Annotated in this window: 20 protein-coding genes, 2 tRNA genes, 2 pseudogenes and 1 riboswitch; of the genes and pseudogenes, 23 read left to right on the forward strand and 1 reads right to left on the reverse strand. The window is 36.0% G+C overall.

Translation table 11 applies throughout. The features are described 5' to 3' along the window. Positions 1-398 precede the first annotated feature (398 nt). The 20 genes and pseudogenes from gvpQ (at position 399) to G8Y85_RS02705 (ending at position 16,258) form a co-directional block, all read left to right on the forward strand. Positions 399-887, forward strand: a complete 489-nt coding sequence (gene gvpQ, locus G8Y85_RS02610; protein WP_165805389.1) for a gas vesicle protein GvpQ — start codon at positions 399-401, stop codon at positions 885-887. A gap of 91 nt (positions 888-978) precedes the next feature. Beyond that, complete coding sequence (gvpJ, locus tag G8Y85_RS02615; RefSeq protein ID WP_039643410.1) at positions 979-1,326, forward strand: gas vesicle protein GvpJ; 348 nt, start codon at positions 979-981, stop codon at positions 1,324-1,326. 84 nt (positions 1,327-1,410) lie between these two features. After that, positions 1,411-1,689, forward strand: a complete 279-nt coding sequence (locus G8Y85_RS02620; RefSeq protein WP_370672132.1) for a gas vesicle protein GvpO — start codon at positions 1,411-1,413, stop codon at positions 1,687-1,689. Positions 1,690-1,787: 98 nt separating this feature from the next. After that, a complete protein-coding gene (locus G8Y85_RS02625; RefSeq protein ID WP_037565169.1) occupies positions 1,788-2,555 on the forward strand; it encodes a GvpL/GvpF family gas vesicle protein in 768 nt (255 codons plus the stop codon). Further along, complete coding sequence (locus G8Y85_RS02630; RefSeq protein WP_037565170.1) at positions 2,555-2,809, forward strand: gas vesicle protein GvpG; 255 nt, start codon at positions 2,555-2,557, stop codon at positions 2,807-2,809. Before G8Y85_RS02625 ends, G8Y85_RS02630 begins: the two co-directional genes overlap by 1 nt. A gap of 1 nt (position 2,810) precedes the next feature. Further along, positions 2,811-3,620: a GvpL/GvpF family gas vesicle protein gene (locus G8Y85_RS02635; RefSeq protein WP_037565172.1), complete on the forward strand. Its 810-nt coding sequence runs from the start codon at positions 2,811-2,813 to the stop codon at positions 3,618-3,620. Positions 3,621-3,638: 18 nt separating this feature from the next. After that, positions 3,639-3,944 carry a gas vesicle protein gene (locus G8Y85_RS02640; RefSeq protein ID WP_037565174.1) on the forward strand — a complete coding sequence of 102 codons (306 nt, stop codon included), beginning with the start codon at positions 3,639-3,641 and terminating at the stop codon, positions 3,942-3,944. Beyond that, positions 3,883-4,173 (forward strand): gas vesicle protein K, encoded by a 291-nt coding sequence (locus tag G8Y85_RS02645; protein ID WP_370672133.1) that lies wholly within the window; start codon positions 3,883-3,885, stop codon positions 4,171-4,173. Before G8Y85_RS02640 ends, G8Y85_RS02645 begins: the two co-directional genes overlap by 62 nt. A gap of 25 nt (positions 4,174-4,198) precedes the next feature. After that, positions 4,199-4,510: pseudogene (locus G8Y85_RS02650) on the forward strand (gas vesicle protein); the annotation flags it as partial. A gap of 70 nt (positions 4,511-4,580) precedes the next feature. Beyond that, positions 4,581-5,432 carry a hypothetical protein gene (locus G8Y85_RS02655; RefSeq protein WP_165805390.1) on the forward strand — a complete coding sequence of 284 codons (852 nt, stop codon included), beginning with the start codon at positions 4,581-4,583 and terminating at the stop codon, positions 5,430-5,432. A 5-nt stretch (positions 5,433-5,437) separates the two neighbouring features. Beyond that, the gene (locus tag G8Y85_RS02660; protein WP_165805391.1) at positions 5,438-6,388 is read left to right on the forward strand and encodes a hypothetical protein; all 951 of its coding nucleotides are present in this window, start codon (positions 5,438-5,440) and stop codon (positions 6,386-6,388) included. A gap of 18 nt (positions 6,389-6,406) precedes the next feature. Then, positions 6,407-6,790 carry a gas vesicle accessory protein GvpU gene (gene gvpU / locus G8Y85_RS02665; RefSeq protein ID WP_060552157.1) on the forward strand — a complete coding sequence of 128 codons (384 nt, stop codon included), beginning with the start codon at positions 6,407-6,409 and terminating at the stop codon, positions 6,788-6,790. A gap of 300 nt (positions 6,791-7,090) precedes the next feature. Beyond that, positions 7,091-7,783 (forward strand): AzlC family ABC transporter permease, encoded by a 693-nt coding sequence (locus tag G8Y85_RS02670; protein WP_060552156.1) that lies wholly within the window; start codon positions 7,091-7,093, stop codon positions 7,781-7,783. Beyond that, entirely contained in the window at positions 7,780-8,109 is a 330-nt protein-coding gene (locus tag G8Y85_RS02675) for an AzlD domain-containing protein (protein WP_060552155.1), read from the forward strand. Before G8Y85_RS02670 ends, G8Y85_RS02675 begins: the two co-directional genes overlap by 4 nt. A gap of 58 nt (positions 8,110-8,167) precedes the next feature. Continuing rightward, positions 8,168-8,269: riboswitch (SAM riboswitch) on the forward strand. A gap of 73 nt (positions 8,270-8,342) precedes the next feature. After that, the gene (gene metX / locus G8Y85_RS02680; protein ID WP_165805397.1) at positions 8,343-9,308 is read left to right on the forward strand and encodes a homoserine O-acetyltransferase MetX; all 966 of its coding nucleotides are present in this window, start codon (positions 8,343-8,345) and stop codon (positions 9,306-9,308) included. A 306-nt stretch (positions 9,309-9,614) separates the two neighbouring features. Further along, positions 9,615-10,553 carry a DUF2232 domain-containing protein gene (locus G8Y85_RS02685; protein ID WP_240928885.1) on the forward strand — a complete coding sequence of 313 codons (939 nt, stop codon included), beginning with the start codon at positions 9,615-9,617 and terminating at the stop codon, positions 10,551-10,553. A gap of 11 nt (positions 10,554-10,564) precedes the next feature. Further along, positions 10,565-12,532, forward strand: a complete 1,968-nt coding sequence (locus tag G8Y85_RS02690; protein WP_085622246.1) for a DHH family phosphoesterase — start codon at positions 10,565-10,567, stop codon at positions 12,530-12,532. Beyond that, positions 12,529-12,975 (forward strand): 50S ribosomal protein L9, encoded by a 447-nt coding sequence (gene rplI, locus G8Y85_RS02695; RefSeq protein WP_037565191.1) that lies wholly within the window; start codon positions 12,529-12,531, stop codon positions 12,973-12,975. The genes G8Y85_RS02690 and rplI overlap by 4 nt, the downstream gene beginning before the upstream one ends. Positions 12,976-13,266: 291 nt before the next feature. Continuing rightward, complete coding sequence (gene dnaB / locus G8Y85_RS02700) at positions 13,267-14,667, forward strand: replicative DNA helicase (protein ID WP_165805392.1); 1,401 nt, start codon at positions 13,267-13,269, stop codon at positions 14,665-14,667. 304 nt (positions 14,668-14,971) lie between these two features. Next, positions 14,972-16,258 (forward strand): adenylosuccinate synthase, encoded by a 1,287-nt coding sequence (locus G8Y85_RS02705; protein WP_060552151.1) that lies wholly within the window; start codon positions 14,972-14,974, stop codon positions 16,256-16,258. Positions 16,259-16,355: 97 nt separating this feature from the next. On the opposite strand, the pseudogene G8Y85_RS02710 reads toward G8Y85_RS02705, so the two are convergent. Continuing rightward, positions 16,356-16,621: pseudogene (locus G8Y85_RS02710) on the reverse strand (YrhK family protein). A gap of 306 nt (positions 16,622-16,927) precedes the next feature. On the opposite strand from G8Y85_RS02710, the gene G8Y85_RS02715 reads away from it, so the two are divergent. The 3 genes from G8Y85_RS02715 (at position 16,928) to yycF (ending at position 18,030) form a co-directional block, all read left to right on the forward strand. Beyond that, a tRNA-Glu gene (locus tag G8Y85_RS02715) sits at positions 16,928-17,002 on the forward strand. A 6-nt stretch (positions 17,003-17,008) separates the two neighbouring features. Then, a tRNA-Asp gene (locus tag G8Y85_RS02720) sits at positions 17,009-17,082 on the forward strand. A 246-nt stretch (positions 17,083-17,328) separates the two neighbouring features. After that, positions 17,329-18,030 carry a response regulator YycF gene (gene yycF, locus G8Y85_RS02725; protein WP_037565202.1) on the forward strand — a complete coding sequence of 234 codons (702 nt, stop codon included), beginning with the start codon at positions 17,329-17,331 and terminating at the stop codon, positions 18,028-18,030.

Genomic DNA, 18,030 nt, shown 5'->3' on the forward strand with positions numbered 1-18,030 from the left:
TTCACATTAATTAAAAAGATATTCAGAACTTTTAAAAAAGTAGTTAAAAAATTACATATAATAAAACAACTTATGCACAGTTGGTCTTTTGCACAAAAAAATAACTTGTAACATTAAATATGTTTTGAGAATTACACAGGTGGTAAACGTAACATTAGAAACTGACAAAGGTCAGTGCATTTCAAAATACGCAATACAGAAATTTAGTGTAAAACATCATCGCATATATGATGAAACCTTTAAATGTTTTCATTCATCATCTTCTGTAGGGAAGGAAGTTGATAGCTTTGACAGAGACGATTCAATTATGACAGAACAATCTCGTTTCAACTTTCATGTATGGTTATTCAATGAACTCAAGCATATAGACATAACTAACTTTTAAGGGAGAAGTTATCATGGCTTTTAAACTCGCGCGTAATGCGACAAAAGCGACAAAGAAAACATTGGAACTTTTACCAGATGAGGTTGAAGACCAAGCAAAAGATAAACTAAAAGACAAAGCGCATGAAATGGTTGAACAGAAAATTCAAGATAGTGTTCAATCACAAGCAGACACAGTAGCAGACAAACTTCAAAAAGTGAAAAAGAAAAATCAAGAAGTCGTTCCTGAAAAGGCTAACGAAGCAAAAGAAAAAGTTCAGGATGCTTTACTCACTACAAGAGAAAAGTTAAAAGACTTCAAAGAAGCGGGAGAAAAGTTTCAAGAGAACATTTCTTCGAGCCAAGGCAAATCTTCAAAATCGAAGAGAAAAGTTAAAGGTGTGCAAGATATTAAAAGCGTCCGCAATATTAAAGGCGTTTCAAATCTGAAAAGTTACGACGACATCAAGCATGCGTCCGACATCAAGAATATTGAAGATAATCAATCGTTATATACAAACTAAAAGTCAGCCAAGAAAAGCAGTTTAAGCAGTTTTAAATGACAACAACGTCATTGGTCAAATTATTTATTCAAATTGAGAGGGGAATTTTATTATGAGTAGTGTACAAAGAAGTGCTGACACAGCAAGTTTAGCGGAAGTTATCGACCGTATTTTAGATAAAGGGATTGTTATTGATGCGTATGTAAGAGTTTCAGTTGTAGGTATTGAAATCTTAACAATTGAAGCAAGAATTGTTATCGCAAGTGTAGACACATGGTTACGTTATGCTGAAGCTGTTGGTTTACTTAGAGATGAAGTTGAAGAGGAAGGCTTACCTGGTCAGTCTCAAGAACAATTAGCAAGTGAAAATCAATCAAGAGAACGCATCGAGTCAGATAGTCAATCTAAAGAAGCCGACAAAGAGGAAGCGAAACAAAAAGAAGGTTCATTTGGCGTTTAAATTGAACATTAACTCGGAGGCGGCAAATTGATTTTTGTCGCCCTCTCGTTATTTTTAGAAAGAATTATGGAGGGATTGCACATTATGAAGGAATTACTTGAAAACATTAAATCATTTTTTAACGAGCATGTCGCACCACCCTATAAAATAACGTCTGTTGAGCGTCGTGAAGATAGTGACTCAGATGAAGAAGGTAAGTCTGGATGGAGAGCGACGGTAGAAGTGATTGAAGAAAAAGAATATATGAAACGCTACGCTAAAGACCAAATGATTGGTACGTACACAGTGCTTTTAGATGATGATAAAGAAGTGACTTCTTTTAAACGTGAAGGCATTCGTTACCGTAGTAAGGTTGATCAATAAATATAAAGGCTATAAAAATGAGTCATTTTTATAACCGGTTAGACTACCCTCATTCTAAGACGATTGAGTTGTAGCAATGTTAAGAGGAGGCTATACACATGGCAGAAGAAAAAGAAATGGGCGTTTACATCTTTTGTGGTATCCAAACCGAAGATGACAGTAATTTTGGCACAGTAGAAGTTGAAGGCGAAGAAAGAGACACGTATCTTGTTCGCTATAAAGATGCGGCATTTGTTGCAGCAACTGTACCGATGAAAATCTACTCTCCAAACCAAGAAAACTTAATGATGCATCAATCATTAGTTGCAAAAGTGATGGAAGAAAAAGAATCCGTGATTCCGGTAAGTTTTGGTAATGTTTTCAAATCAAAAGAAGATGTCAAAATCTTGCTTGAAAAACTTTATCCTCAATTTGAGAAATTATTTCCTGAAATTAAGGGTAAATTTGAACTAGGACTTAAAGTCATCGGTAAACAAGAATATTTAGAGTCAACCGTAAAAAGTAATGCAAACATCCAATCAATGAGTAAAAATGTCCAAGGTAAATCTAAAGATGCTGGCTACTTCGATCGTATGAAACTTGGTGAGGCAACTCAAAAAATTATTGAGGGTCTTAGAAAAGATATCGAAGCGGATATTTATAAACCACTTGAGAAATTAAGTACTGCTGGACGTGTGAACGATCCACAAGGTGAAAAAGTTTTATTAAATGCAGCCTTTTTAGTCGATCGTAATCAAGATGAAAAGTTCGATGCAAAAGTGAATGAACTTTACGAGAAATATCAAGATAAAGTGGACTTCAAATATACAGGTCCATGGCCAGCATATAACTTTGTAAATATCCGATTAAACATTGAGGGATCTTAATGTTAGCATACGGGTCAATTAAAATGTTGACTTCTATAGCACGTAAGGTTAAAGAAGAAGCCGATAAAGAACTTTACGATTTACCTACTATTGAGAAGAAACTCATTCATCTACAAATGATGGCTGAACTAGGGGAAATACCTGAGGATGTTTATAAAGAACAAGAAGAAGTGTTATTAGCACGCTATGAAATTGCAAAACAACGAGAAATCGATAAATGGGAAGCCTTAATCGATGAGAAAGAAGAGAGATAACATGGAAAACTTAACTTATTTATACGCATTAGTACCTGCATCAGAAATTGATAAAGAACCATTACCGTCTATTACCGGTTTTGATGGTGAACATGAATTATTCACCTCAAAAGTAAATGATGACATTGTGGCAATTGTAACGTCATTAGATGGTGAAGCTTATTCTGAATCGATTATTGAAGACAAAGTCGATAATGATATGGAATGGCTACAAGAAAAAGCCTTTCATCACCATGAAACCATTTCGACGTTAAATCAACATTACACGTTAATCCCACTTAAATTTTGTACGATTTATAAAAGTGAAGACAATTTAAGAGAAACGATTGGTGAAGTGAAAGACAAAGTGACAGAAACGTTTGCGTATCTTCAAGGTAAAGAAGAGTGGACAATTAAAATTTACTGTGATGATAGCAAATTGAGGGACAAATTAAGCGTTAACAATGAAAAAGTTGAAGCTAAACGTCAAGAAATCAGTAATTTACCAAAAGGTCGTCGTTTCTTTGAGGAAAAGAAAATTGACAGGCTGATTGATACAGAGCTTGAAAATGAAAAAGATCGTATTAGCGAGTCACTTCACAATCAAGTTAAATCCTATGCCATAGAGCAAAAAGTGAAAAAGAACTGGAGTAAAGATGTCACTGGTTTAAAAGAAGATATGATTTTAAATAGTGTCTATCTCCTTTCAGAAGACAAAGTGGAACAGTTCAAGTCTGATATTGCGGAATGGGAGAAAAATAATAAAGGTGAAGAACTGAGAATTGATGCAAATGGGCCATGGCCAGCTTATCACTTTTCTGTTTTTTACTAGAAGTGAGGTGATGTGCGTATGCCATCTACTAAAGAAACGATAGAAAATAAAGAAGTCGGTCTCATTGATGTTTTGGATGTCATTTTGGATAAAGGTGTCGTTATTCGCGGAGATTTAATTATTTCAATTGCAAATATTGATTTAGTTTACTTGGATTTACGTGTACTCATCTCTTCAGTTGAAAAATTAATTCAAACTCAAGAAACGGAACGTCGAGATTTAACATCAGAAGATTTTGAGAGACAAAGGAGGGAATTGCTCGATGCCACAGATGAATCAAGTGAACCAAAACGGACGCATCAACTTCAATCAGGACGAAGCTGAAGATGGATTAGCACAACTTGTATTAACTGTTATCGAATTGTTACGTGAAATTGTTGAACGTCATGCCATTCGTCGCGTTGAAAGTGGGACTTTAACGGATGAACAAATTGAAGAATTAGGCGTCGCATTAATGGATTTAGAGGAGAAAATGGACGAGCTTAAAGATCACTTCGGCTTTGACGATGAAGATTTAAATATAGACCTCGGACCATTAGGCAGATTGATGTAATACCAACAAAAAGGAGTGAAATGCAATGGCAAATGACCCAAATTTACCACAAAATGGATCAAGTAACTTAGTGGAAGTACTTGAGAAAGTACTTGATAAAGGTGTCGTAATCGCAGGTGACATTCGTGTTGGAATTGCTGATGTCGAGCTCCTTTCCATTAAAATACGTCTAATTGTGGCTTCAGTAGATAAAGCGAAAGAAATTGGTTTAGATTGGTGGGAAACAGATCCATATCTCACTTCAAGAGCGACTGAAAATAAAATGAATCAACAAAAAGATTTAGAATCCGAAAATCAAGAATTGTTGAATAAAATTGAAGCACTCGAAAGTAAAATTAATGCGAATGAGTTAAGTCAAGACACTAAGGTAGAAGAACCAGCGACAGCAAAGAATGGGGGACAAAAAGATGAAGCAAAAGGAGAAGGAAAAGATAATTAAGAAAACGATTGTTGGTGGCATATTAGGTGCTACAATGGGCTATTTATCTACGTCCAAAAGTAATCCGAAATCAGGAACGATGACGAAAGATCGGTTAGACCATATGAAATCTTTAACGTCACAACTTTTAAACCAACAATCTCAATCTAAAAAGTCTAAATCCTCAGTATTTAGTTCATTTACTAAAAACAAAGCGACAAAGCGGAAAGGATCTTTATGGGATAAATTCAAAAAAGATCACAAGGGCGATAGAAAGGACAAGAAGTCTATGAAAAAAACGAAAATTAATTCACGTATTTTTCATAATGATGATACGTCAACGAAAGACTCAGATAACAAGGGAAATGTATTAAACAGTTTGAAAAAAGATAAGAAAGAGAAAACACAATCAGCGTCTAAAACGCCGCGCACAGATGCGAAAAAGGCAAAAGCAAAAGTGAAAGAAGAGGGATCTAATCATGAGAAAAAGAACAAAGGGAAAACTATTTTCAAAAAGCCCGAGAAAAGTGAAAAAAATGGTGATCAAACAAAAAATGAAAAAGCTCGCAAAAAAGATGCGAAAAAAGCTGAAAAGAATGGAAAAGAAGCTAAAATAACAAAGGAAAAAGAGAAACCTTCTTTGTTGGACCGTTTTAAAAGAGATGATCAATCATCTAAAAAAACGAATAAGAAAAAAGAGAAATCAAACAAAGATGACTCTTTAAAAGATTCAATTTTGAATAAGTTTGGTAAAAATGGTGCGAACAAAAAGAAGGATTTAAAAAAAAAGAAGAAGAAGCAGAAAGAGAAAAAGGGGCTTCTCGGGAAAATGAGGAAGTGATTGATATGCCACAAAGTAAAAAAACCTCACCTAGAAGTACAAAAAAAGACAATCAAACTGAAGTAAATGAAACAAAAGAAAAAGACTCTGAAGAAGAGACGTCTAAAACTTCAACTTCAAAAAAGAAAAATACACGCGCTAGATCTCAATCTACTGCAACTAAGAAGAAAGCTGCATCCTCTAAAAAAGACGATGCAGCTTCTAAAGACAGTGAAAAAGTAGATGAGACAGAAGAAAAACCTAAGCGTAAATCAACGACACGTCGTCGTAGAACAACAAAAAAATCAGAAGATGATTCAACTAAAGATGAAAATAATGAAACAACTCATAAATCTACCAAGTCATCTCAAGCGACTACTAAGAAAAAAGATGATGAGGTAAAAGATGAAGAAGCAACCGAAGAAGCGTCTAAACAAGAAAAAGAAGACGACGCGGAGACTTCGGATTCAGAAACTGTTGATGACAAAGAAAAAGCGAACGATGCGGATGATAAAGAAGCATCTGACGCCCAAGACAAAGAAGAAGACACTGAGGATACAGAAGAAGAATCAGCTGAAGAAGAAGACTCTGAGGACTCAAAAGAATCAGCTGAAGAAGAAGACTCCGAGGACTCAAAAGAGGAGGACGAAGAGGAAGCTTCCGAAACAGAGGAAAAAGAATCAGCTGAAGAAGAAGACTCCGAGGACTCAAAAGAAGAAGAGGATGAAGAGGAAGATTCAGAAACAGAGGAAGAAGAATCAACTGAAGAAGATGAAGACTCTGAAGATACGGAAGATGATGAGGAAGAAGAAAAACAAGACACTGCATTATCTGTTAAAGAGCCGAAAAAAGGTTTTTGGGATAAACTGACGAAAAACAAAAAATCAGTGAAAATCAAGAAAAATGAGGTTTCTAAAGAAGCTAAAGGCATTCAAACTAAAATAGAAATCAATGATGATACGGTTTCTAAAAAATAATCGTGTGGGGGTATCAATATGAGTGAAGCGACGAATAAAGACGGTATTTTAGAATCTTTTGTAGAGGCTACGAATGAAAATGGTTTTGCATTAGATATTTCTTTACTTGTTAATGGATCAATTGTTTCAGGGACGTTAGTTTCTGCTGAGGATTACTACAAATCTTTAAGTGAATCGTTTAAAGATGGCAATGATGTTGCTAAAGAATTTAGTGAACAATTTTCAGATGCGAGTGAATCTGCGAAATCAAGCGAAGGTGGCGCGAACTTTATTCATCTCAAAGATGCACGCGTTTATTTAAATGGTAGTCACCCAATTCCATCTGTAGGTTCGACATTATGGAGAGGTCGTTTAACTGAAGTGGATAGTTTCTTCTTAGGTAAAATTACAGAAGCAAAATAAATTTGACAAAAATTAATGCTAAGCACATTTTAATAAATGAGTAGCTGGATGGGTCTATTAAGATACATCCAGTTTTTTTATGCGTAAATGTGTAGGGGAGGGGATTTTAATAACATAGTGCGTATTTATGATATTAAAGGTATCTTTGATTAGGAAAAACTAATTATCCAGCATCGGCAAGAATTCAGTATTTTTAATACGAACGACAGTCTGACGTCACTCACACCTCAGACTAACCTTATAGTAATTTTTATTGATTTATACTAAAATAGTCTTAATTTTAAGGAGGGGTGAGGTGCAATGGCTTACAATTCGTTTAGGCAAGGTGTCAAAGATTGTATTCCTACGTTGCTCGGTTATGCGGGTGTTGGTTTTTCTTTCGGTATCGTAGGTATTGCATCTGGCTTCAGTATTTTAGACATCGCGTTACTATCTATACTTGTTTATGCAGGTGCTGCTCAGTTTATCATTATTGCATTAATGGCTGTTCAAACGCCTATATGGATTATTGTACTCACAGCACTTGTCGTTAACAGTCGTATGTTTTTATTAAGTATGACTCTCGCCCCAAACTTTAAAGCGACATCTTTACCTCATCGTATAGGTATCGGATCGTTATTAACGGATGAGACATTTGGTATCGCAATTACACCACATACAAAAGGAGCCGTAATCGGGAGACGTTGGATGCATGGCATCAATATAACAGCTTACATATTTTGGATTTTTGTATGTATTCTTGGTGCGTTACTTGGTGATATCTTTTCGAATCCTGAGGCGTTAGGATTGGATTATGCGATTATCGCCATGTTTATTTTCCTTATGTTAAGTCAATTTGAAGGTCTTACGAAACCAAAGTTACATCTCTATTTAAAATTGGTATGTATTGTCGTTATACAAATGATGGTACTCAGTCTTGTAATGCCATCTTATATCGCCATTTTAATTACATCAATGGTTACTGCTGCAATAGGGGTGGTGATGGACCGATGACAATGTATATTCTTTGGACGATTATTCTATCTGGTATAGGCACGTTATTATTACGTATTACGCCTTTCATCGCAATCGCACAATTACAACTTTCTGAAAAAGTCATTCAATGGTTATCTTTTATACCAATTACATTGTTTGCTGCCTTAGTTGTCGATGGATTAATTATTCAAGAAAGTGGTCACTTTGGATTTCGCTTAAACTGGATTTATGTATTCGCAGTTATACCAACACTCCTCGCTACTTTGATATCAAGGAGTTTAACCATTGCTGTTATTATAGGTATGGTAAGTGTTGCATGTTTAAGACTTATTCTACCTCTGTAAACATTTGCATGAATATTCTGAATACGTTATGATATGAATTAATGAATTGAATACTGAAAGCTTATTAAGAGAAGTTGAGGGATTTGGCCCTGTGATGCTTCAGCAACCACTTAGTGATAAGTACGGTGCTACAACCAACGAATGTTTCGAGTGATAAGTCAATGATTAACATGAGTTGTATTGCCGTACAGACGGTAGTACAACTTTTTTGTTTAGAGGGAGGGCATGCTAAATTGACACATTATACAGTAGATACACTGCATTTAGGTGAATTTAAAACAGAATCAGGTGAAATGATTCAAGATTTAAAATTGAGATATGAACATGTAGGATATCGAGGACAACCTCTGGTATTAGTATGTCACGCATTAACAGGAAACCATTTAACTTATGGTACAGAAGATAACCCTGGATGGTGGCGTGAAATTATTGATGGCGGCTACATGCCGTTACATGATTACCAATTTTTAACATTTAATGTGATTGGAAGTCCATTTGGATCTAGTTCGCGGCTAACAGATTCACAATTCCCTTCGAGGTTAACAATCCGTGATATCGTTTGTGCTATTGAATTAGGATTACAAGCGCTTCAATTTGAAACGATAGAAGTGTTGATAGGCGCCTCTCTCGGTGGTATGCAAGTACTAGAACTCTTGTATAACCAAAAATTTAAAGTGAAAAAGGCAGTCATTATGGCTTCAACCGTAAAAACGTCTTCTTATTCACGCGCATTTAATGAAATCGCACGTCAAGCGATACATTTAGGAGGAAGGGAAGGCTTAAGTATTGCGAGACAATTAGGTTTTTTAACCTACCGGTCGTCTAAAAGTTATGAAGCGAGATTTACGCCGGATGAAGTAGTAACCTATCAAAAGCATCAAGGTGATAAATTCAAAACATCTTTTGATTTGAAGTGTTACCTCACACTGCTAGATGTGTTAGATAGTCACAATGTATTTCGAGGGCGTCAAAACGTTGAACACGTTTTTCGTTCGTTAGATACAAAGGTGTTAACGATGGGATTTACTGATGATTTACTCTATCCCGATGATCAAGTCGCGGCGATAGGGGATTATTTTAAATATCACCGTCATTTTTTTGTACCAGACAATGTGGGACATGATGGCTTTTTGTTAAATTTCAATGATTGGGCACCTTATTTGTACCACTTCTTAGAACTTTCAAGATTTAGACGCTAAATTTAGACGAATATGTTACATTTTTGTTATAATCATGTAAATGAGATACACGTTGATGAGCTGTATTTGAGTTATGATAACTGAAATACAACTTACCTATTGTTTGTATTAAGCAGAACACGATATAAAGAAAGACAATGTGTAGGAGCTATCTCAAAACTATTTTAAATGTGTATTGGCGAAGGTTTAAAATTTACTTTAAAAATAAAGATAAAAAACGGATGTTACGTGATTTTATTCGTAATATGAAACTATAATTCGAACGCATGACGTCTGTTGTAAACCACTCTCAAAGCCTGTAAAATAGTGACTATAAATTTAAGTTTGGAAGTGGCATTATTGTTTTCGAAAATTAAACCTAAAGACACCATATTAGGCACCATTGCATTAATTTTGGTTGCTTTAGTGATGCATTTTATACCTATATTGGGAGTAATTGTTATATTTTTTGCACCGCTTCCAGGAATTATTCTTTGGTATCGTTCTAAATATTCTTTTGGCATTGCTGCGCTGGTTTCAATTATGGTTGCAACCATCACGGGAAGTTTATTTGTGCAAACCTTTATGATTATTTTACTTCTTGCAAGTTTAATCATTAGTCAATTATTACTGATTAAAGCGTCAAAAGAACGCATTTTATATGTCGTCTCATTTGTCACAAGTTTAGTGACATTAGGCGTAATGATTTTTCTACAAAGTATTAAGAAACTGCCTTATGCGCACGAATTAATTGAACCATACAAAATCGTTGTAGATGAAACGATTCGTATGCAAAACTTAGATGCGCAATCGGCAAAAATCTTAGAAGCATCTGTACAACAAATGGCCGTTCAAATGCCAAGTTTTATTGTGATAAGCATAACGTTATTTTTTATGTTGTCATTACTCATTATGTTTCCGATATTGCGTCAATTTAAAGTGGCCACACCCGTGTATCGCCCTTTATATTTATGGCAATTAAGAAAATCTATTTTTATCATCTATGCCATTGCGTTATTAGTTAGCATTGTGACAGAACCTTCAACGACTGCGAATAGCATCAGTCAAAACTTTATTATTGTGCTTGGTTTCTTGCTTGTCATCCAAGGTTTAAGTTTTATTCATTATGCTTGCTCTATAAAAAAATTTCCAATAGGTGTTTCAGTTTTACTCATAATTATAGGCATCATCGCTTATCCGTTAACACGACTCATTGGTTTACTAGATTTAGGATTGAATTTAAAAAGCATGCTTAAAAAACGTTAAGAGGTGACAAAATGAAACGTCAGTCGGTAAAGAAATCGTTACTCCTCCCTTTTATATTCATTACATTAATGGCAATAGCGAGTGTCGGTGTGAGCTTTTTCTTTAGTGTGTTGTACGGGTTTATTGCTGCGATTACGTTATTTATCGTATTGATTATTTGTGTTTTTCTATTTAGATGGATTTTTAAACGATTTGATACTTATTTAGATGATTTAAGTGGCAAGGTAACGTTAGCAAGTGATCGCGCTATCAAAAATATGCCTATAGGTATCATAGTATTAAATCAACATGATCAAATTGAGTGGATGAACAAATTCTTAACGGAACGTACAGAGCGGAACGTTATTTCTGATCCAATTAACGAAGTATATCCGAATATTTTAAAACAGCTTGAAAAAGCAAAAGAAATAGAAATTATGAATAACGGCTATACCTATCGCGTTAAATATTCAAAAGATGAAGGTATTTTGTATTTTCTCGATGTTTCAGAAGAAGCAGAGATTAGACAAGCATATGACGATGAACAACCGATTATTGCGACGCTCTTTTTAGATAACTATGATGAGATTACGCAAAATATGAACGATACACAACGTTCGGAAATTAACTCAATGGTTACGCGTGTCATTAGTCGATGGGCACAAGAACATAATGTGTATTTTAAACGTTATAGTTCAGATCAGTTCGTAGCGTATTTAAACCGACGCATTTTACGAGAAATTGAAGACACAAATTTTGATATTTTAAGTCAGCTACGAGAAAAAAGTGTGGGTTACCGTGCACAACTCACATTAAGTATTGGTGTGGGTGAAGGTTCCGAAAACCTCATCGATTTAGGTGAGATGTCTCAATCTGGTCTTGACCTTGCTTTAGGTCGAGGCGGTGACCAAGTAGCGATTAAAACGATGAATGGCAATGTGCGTTTTTATGGAGGTAAGACTGACCCGATGGAAAAACGTACACGTGTAAGAGCCCGCGTTATTTCACACGCCTTAAAAGATATTTTACTTGAAGGTGATAAAGTCATTGTAATGGGCCATACGCGTCCAGATTTAGATGCCATTGGTGCGGCTGTTGGTGTGACCCGTTTTGCGATGATGAATAATCTTGAGTCCTATATCATATTGAATGAATCTGACATAGATCCGACATTGCGACGCGTCATGGACGAAATTGATCAAAAACCAGAGCTTAAGGAACGTTTTATTACGTCTGACGAAGCATGGGATATGATGACAAGTAAAACGACATTAGTCATTGTCGATACGCATAAACCTGAAATGGTCATTGATAAAGATATATTAAATAAAGCCAATCGTAAGGTCGTTATTGATCATCATCGACGTGGAGAGGAATTTATTTCTAATCCTTTACTCGTTTATATGGAACCTTATGCAAGTTCGACAGCCGAACTTGTGACAGAGTTATTAGAATATCAAACGACAGAACAACGTTTAACACGTTTAGAATCAACAGTGATGTACGCCGGTATTATTGTTGATACGCGTAACTTTACATTACGTACAGGCTCACGAACATTTGACGCTGCGAGCTATTTGCGTGCGCATGGTGCCGATACCATCTTAACGCAACATTTCTTAAAAGATGATATTGAAACGTATATTAAACGGACAGAGTTGATTCGTACAGTAGATTTACAAGATAATGGTATAGCCATTGCACACGGTGAAGAGCATCAAATATATCATCCTGTAACGGTGGCACAAGCTGCAGATGAGCTATTAAGTTTAGATGGTGTTGAAGCCTCTTACGTCATCGCTAAACGTGAAGATGACCTTGTAGGGATTTCAGCACGATCATTAGGTGAATTTAACGTTCAGCTTACAATGGAAGCACTTGGCGGTGGTGGCCATTTAACGAATGCGGCTACACAAATGAAAGACGTCACAGTCGAAGAAGCCATTGCACAATTAAAACAAGCCATCCAAGAACAAATCGATAGGAGTGACAATGCATGAAAGTAATTTTCACACAAGATGTTAAAGGTAAAGGTAAAAAAGGTGAAGTCAAAGACGTACCTGTTGGATATGCCAATAACTTTTTAATTAAAAACAATTATGCTGTTGAAGCGACACCAGGTAACTTGAAAAAATTAGAACAACAAAATAAACGCATTGAAAAAGATAAACAACAAGAACTTGATGATGCGAAGGCACTAAAAGCCAAACTTGAATCATTAGAAGTTGAAGTTACTGCCAAATCAGGTGAAAGTGGCAAATTATTCGGATCTGTGAGTACAAAACAAATTGCCGAAGCATTAAATAAACAACATGGCATTAAAATTGATAAGCGCAAAATGGAGCTTTCACACGGTATTCAAGCATTAGGTTATACGAACGTACCAGTTAAGCTACACAAAGAAGTTGAAGGCGTAATTCGCGTGCATACAGTGGAAAAATAGATATTTTACTTAGGGCTGAAACAAATGTTTCAGTCCTATTTTTATAAAATTGAAATGTTGAAAGTAAACATGCTTCAATAAATTAATCAATGGAAATTATTCATTATCAACAAAGTATGTTTTAGCAGATTCAACTGTTCATTAAAACGTTTTTGGTTTTATTACATTATTTACGTAACTTACAGTCTTATTTTTCAAATCCTTTATGACATCTATTAATTTTCTAGGAATGAACTCTAACTAGTGTTAAAATATGTAAAGTATATAAAAGCACGTAGGGAGGTTAATCGCATGGATGGAATGTATGAGCATCAACAAATGCCACATAGTAATGAAGCGGAACAATCCGTTTTAGGTGCGATATTTTTAGATCCTGAATTAATGTCTTCAACACAAGAAATTTTATTACCTGAATCGTTCTATCGCACTGCCCATCAACATATTTTCCGTGCGATGATGAACCTTAATGAGGACGGTAATGACATTGATATCGTAACGGTGTTAGACCGTCTCACTCAAGATGGGGTCATCAGTGAATCCGGGGGACCACAGTATCTTGCTGAAATTACGTCAAATGTCCCGACGACACGAAATATTCAATATTATACCGATGTTGTCTTTAAAAATGCGGTTAAGCGTAAATTAATTCACACTGCTGATAGTATCGCGAATGATGGATATAATGATGAGTTAGATATTGATACCGTTTTAAATGATGCGGAACGTCGTATTTTAGAACTATCGTCAACACGAGAAAGTGATGGTTTTAAAGATATTCGTGACGTTCTAGGACAAGTGTATGATAATGCAGAAGCGCTTGATCAAAATAGTGGGCAAACGCCAGGGATTCCTACAGGTTATCGTGATCTTGACCAAATGACAGCAGGATTTAACCGTAACGATTTAATCATTTTAGCGGCACGTCCATCGGTAGGTAAGACTGCCTTCGCATTAAATATTGCGCAAAAAGTGGCAACCCACGAAGATCAATATACGGTCGGTATTTTCTCACTCGAGATGGGTGCAGACCAACTGGCAACACGTATGATATGTAGTTCCGGAAATGTAGATTCTAACCGTTTACGTACTGGAACAATGACGGAAGAAGACTGGAACCGATTTACAGTTGCGGTCGGTAAACTTTCTCGTACAAAGATATTTATCGATGATACACCAGGGATTCGTATTACAGATTTACGTTCCAAATGTCGTCGATTGAAGCAAGAACATGGACTTGATATGATTGTGATTGACTATTTACAGTTGATTCAAGGAAGTGGTTCGCGTGCATCTGATAACCGTCAACAAGAAGTTTCTGAGATTTCACGTATGCTAAAAGGGATTGCCCGTGAGTTAGAGTGTCCTGTAATTGCATTGAGTCAGTTATCACGTGGTGTGGAGCAACGTCAAGATAAGCGACCAATGATGAGTGATATTCGTGAATCTGGATCAATTGAACAAGATGCCGACATTGTTGCCTTTTTATATCGTGATGATTATTATAATCGCGGTGATGGCGATGAAGATGATGACGACGCAGGGTTTGAACCACAAACAAATGATGAAAATGGTGAAATTGAAATTATTATTGCCAAGCAACGTAACGGTCCTACAGGGACAGTGAAATTGCACTTCATGAAACAATATAATAAATTTACAGATATTGAGTATGCACATGCCGATATGGGTTAAATAAAATGTGACAAATTTAAGTCTAAAAAATAATTTTTCCGTACATTAAAACTATTTAATTGTTTAATGTACGGTTTTTTAATTGATTTTTCGATTGTATTTTGTGTTAAGTATGGATTTTGAAATGTTTATTTTGTACGATAAACGCTATAATAATGCGCTGTCATAAGCTTGAGGAGACATTCGACTCAACAAGGTCATGAAAATTTTCATAGATTTTAACGTTCGTTTTTTGGTTTGCATTCCATCTGTCATACTGGTAAAATACACTTTGGTTAATCGAGAAAACGTTGGAGGTGCTCTTATGTCATCAATCGTAGTAGTTGGGACACAATGGGGAGACGAAGGAAAAGGTAAAATTACAGACTTTTTAGCAGAACAAGCAGATGTCATTACACGTTTTTCAGGCGGTAATAATGCAGGACATACAATTAAATTTGATGGTGAAACATACAAACTTCACTTAGTACCATCAGGTATTTTCTATAAAGAAAAATTATCTGTTATTGGTAATGGTGTCGTTGTAGATCCTGTTGCTTTATTAAAAGAATTAGATGGCTTAAATGAACGTGGAATTGCGACTGACAATCTGCGCATTTCTAACCGTGCTCACGTCATCCTTCCATACCACTTAAAACAAGACGAATTAGAAGAAGAGCGTCGTGGTGATAACAAAATCGGTACTACGAAAAAAGGTATCGGCCCAGCATACGTAGATAAAGCACAACGTATCGGTATTCGTATGGCAGACCTTCTAGATAAAGAAGTTTTTGAACAACGCTTAAAAGAAAACTTAGCTTATAAAAATGACTATTTTCAAGGCATGTTTAATCAAGATGCACCATCGTTTGAAGAAATTTTCGAACCGTATTACGAAGCGGGTCAACGTTTGGCACAATATGTTACTGACACAGCTAAAGTGTTAGATGATGCATTTGTGGCTGACGAAAAAGTTTTATTTGAAGGTGCGCAAGGTGTGATGTTAGACATCGATCACGGTACGTATCCTTTTGTAACATCTAGTAACCCAGTTGCGGGTAACGTAACAGTAGGTACAGGTGTAGGCCCGACTCACGTATCTAAAGTAGTAGGTGTATGTAAAGCGTATACTTCTCGTGTTGGTGATGGTCCATTCCCAACTGAATTATTTAATGAAGAAGGACATCACATTCGTGAGGTTGGACGTGAATACGGTACAACTACAGGACGTCCACGTCGTGTAGGTTGGTTTGACTCAGTCGTGTTACGTCACTCTCGTCGTGTAAGTGGGATTACAGATTTATCAATCAACTCTATCGACGTATTAACAGGTTTAGATACAGTTAAAATCTGTACAGCGTATGAGCTTGATGGTAAAGAAATTACAGAATACCCAGCGAACCTAAATGACTTAAAACGTTGTAAACCAATTTTTGAAGAATTACCTGGTTGGACAGAAGATATAACAGGTGTACGTAGTTTAGATGAATTACCTGATAACGCGCGTCGTTATTTAGAACGTATTTCTGAATTATGTAACGTTCACATTTCAATCTTCTCTGTAGGTCCAGACCGTAATCAAACGAACATTGTTGAAAAATTATGGGTTTAATTCGTCTGAGGTAAGTCTAACCGCAATATAACGGTAAGACTGACTTGCAGTATATGAAAGCCGGCAAATCAATGGATTTGCTGGCTTTTTTTGTATATTAGTGTTGTTGTTCATTCCGGTCTATCATTGCCATATGAAGATCATGAATCATAGCGATAAGTGGACGAATAATCATCTGAATACTCCCAATAACGAATAATACAGTACCTTGAAATACGGTCGAATCAGAGAAAAATAAAAAACTACCGATTAAAAAATGAGGCCAAGTACGACATCATTGAGTTGATACAGTGCTTTATAGACAAAAGACTTTCTATTTTTTTGATTACTAAAATTTATACTAGCTTGTTGCTTTTTTGGCATGTGCGTAGTCCCTCCTTAAAATCTACTCGTATGTTATACCCGTTATGGCATGATGACATAGGTATTGTTTATGAATTACATTAATTTCAATAATGATGAAACTAACTTTTATCATTTAATTGATGTGATAAGGTGTTTGAGAGAGATAAAAGTGTAAAAAAGATGAGAGTGAATCGTTGATATAAAGGGGTTTGAAGGTATTGTGTTGCGTTTGTAAAGCGTGTGTGAAAAATTATTGAAAAAAATTTAAAATTTATCTTGCCATCATGAAAATGGGGTGCTATAATCAATCTTGTGTTCAAAAGAGGCTCCTTGGTCAAGCGGTTAAGACACCGCCCTTTCACGGCGGTAACACGGGTTCGAGTCCCGTAGGAGTCACCATGATATGGTCCCGTAGTGGAGCGGTTTAACACGCCTGCCTGTCACGCAGGAGATCGCGGGTTCGATTCCCGTCGGGACCGCTACTTGCTCATCCAAATATGGATGGGCATTTTTTTGATTCAAACACATCTCCAACCATACAATACTTTCACAGCAACCTATGACAACCATGCGATTATCATAGTGTTGCTTTTTTAATTTGTATTAATGTTGAATAAAGTAAATGATAGAATTTGCACTTTAGAAGTGATACATTATAAGGTATAGGATTATGCCAATTGGAAACGTATAATTTTGCACTTTAATATGAAATGGGGTCAAAGCATATGGCGAGAAAAGTAGTCGTAGTCGACGATGAAAAACCAATTGCGGATATATTAGAATTTAACTTGAAGAAAGAAGGTTACGAAGTATACGTAGCCTACGACGGTGATGATGCCGTGGATTTAATTTATGAAAAAGAACCAGATATTGTCTTACTAGACATTATGTTACCTGGTCGAGACGGTATGGAAGTATGCCGTGAAGTACGTAAAAAATACGAAATGCCAATCATTATGTTAACAGCGAAAGACTCAGAAATTGATAAAGTTCTTGGTCTTGAGTTAGGCGCAGATGACTATGTTACGAAACCATTTAGTACACGTGAACTCATTGCGCGTGTGAAAGCGAACTTACGTCGCCATTACACACAACCTACACAAGATACAGAAGTACAATCTAACGATATTACGATTAAAGATATCGTCATTTACCCAGATGCGTATTCGATTAAAAAACGTGGCGAAGATATTGATTTAACGCATCGTGAATTTGAATTATTCCATTACTTAGCAAATCATATGGGTCAAGTAATGACACGTGAACATTTACTTCAAACGGTGTGGGGTTATGATTATTTTGGCGACGTACGTACTGTTGACGTAACGATTCGTCGTCTACGTGAAAAAATTGAAGATGATCCGTCTCACCCGGACTACATTGTTACACGTCGTGGTGTAGGCTATTTTCTTCAACAACATGATTAG

Origin of the sequence: Staphylococcus sp. 11007852, from assembly GCF_011394325.1 — a bacterium.
GTDB classification, from domain to species: domain Bacteria; phylum Bacillota; class Bacilli; order Staphylococcales; family Staphylococcaceae; genus Staphylococcus; species Staphylococcus agnetis.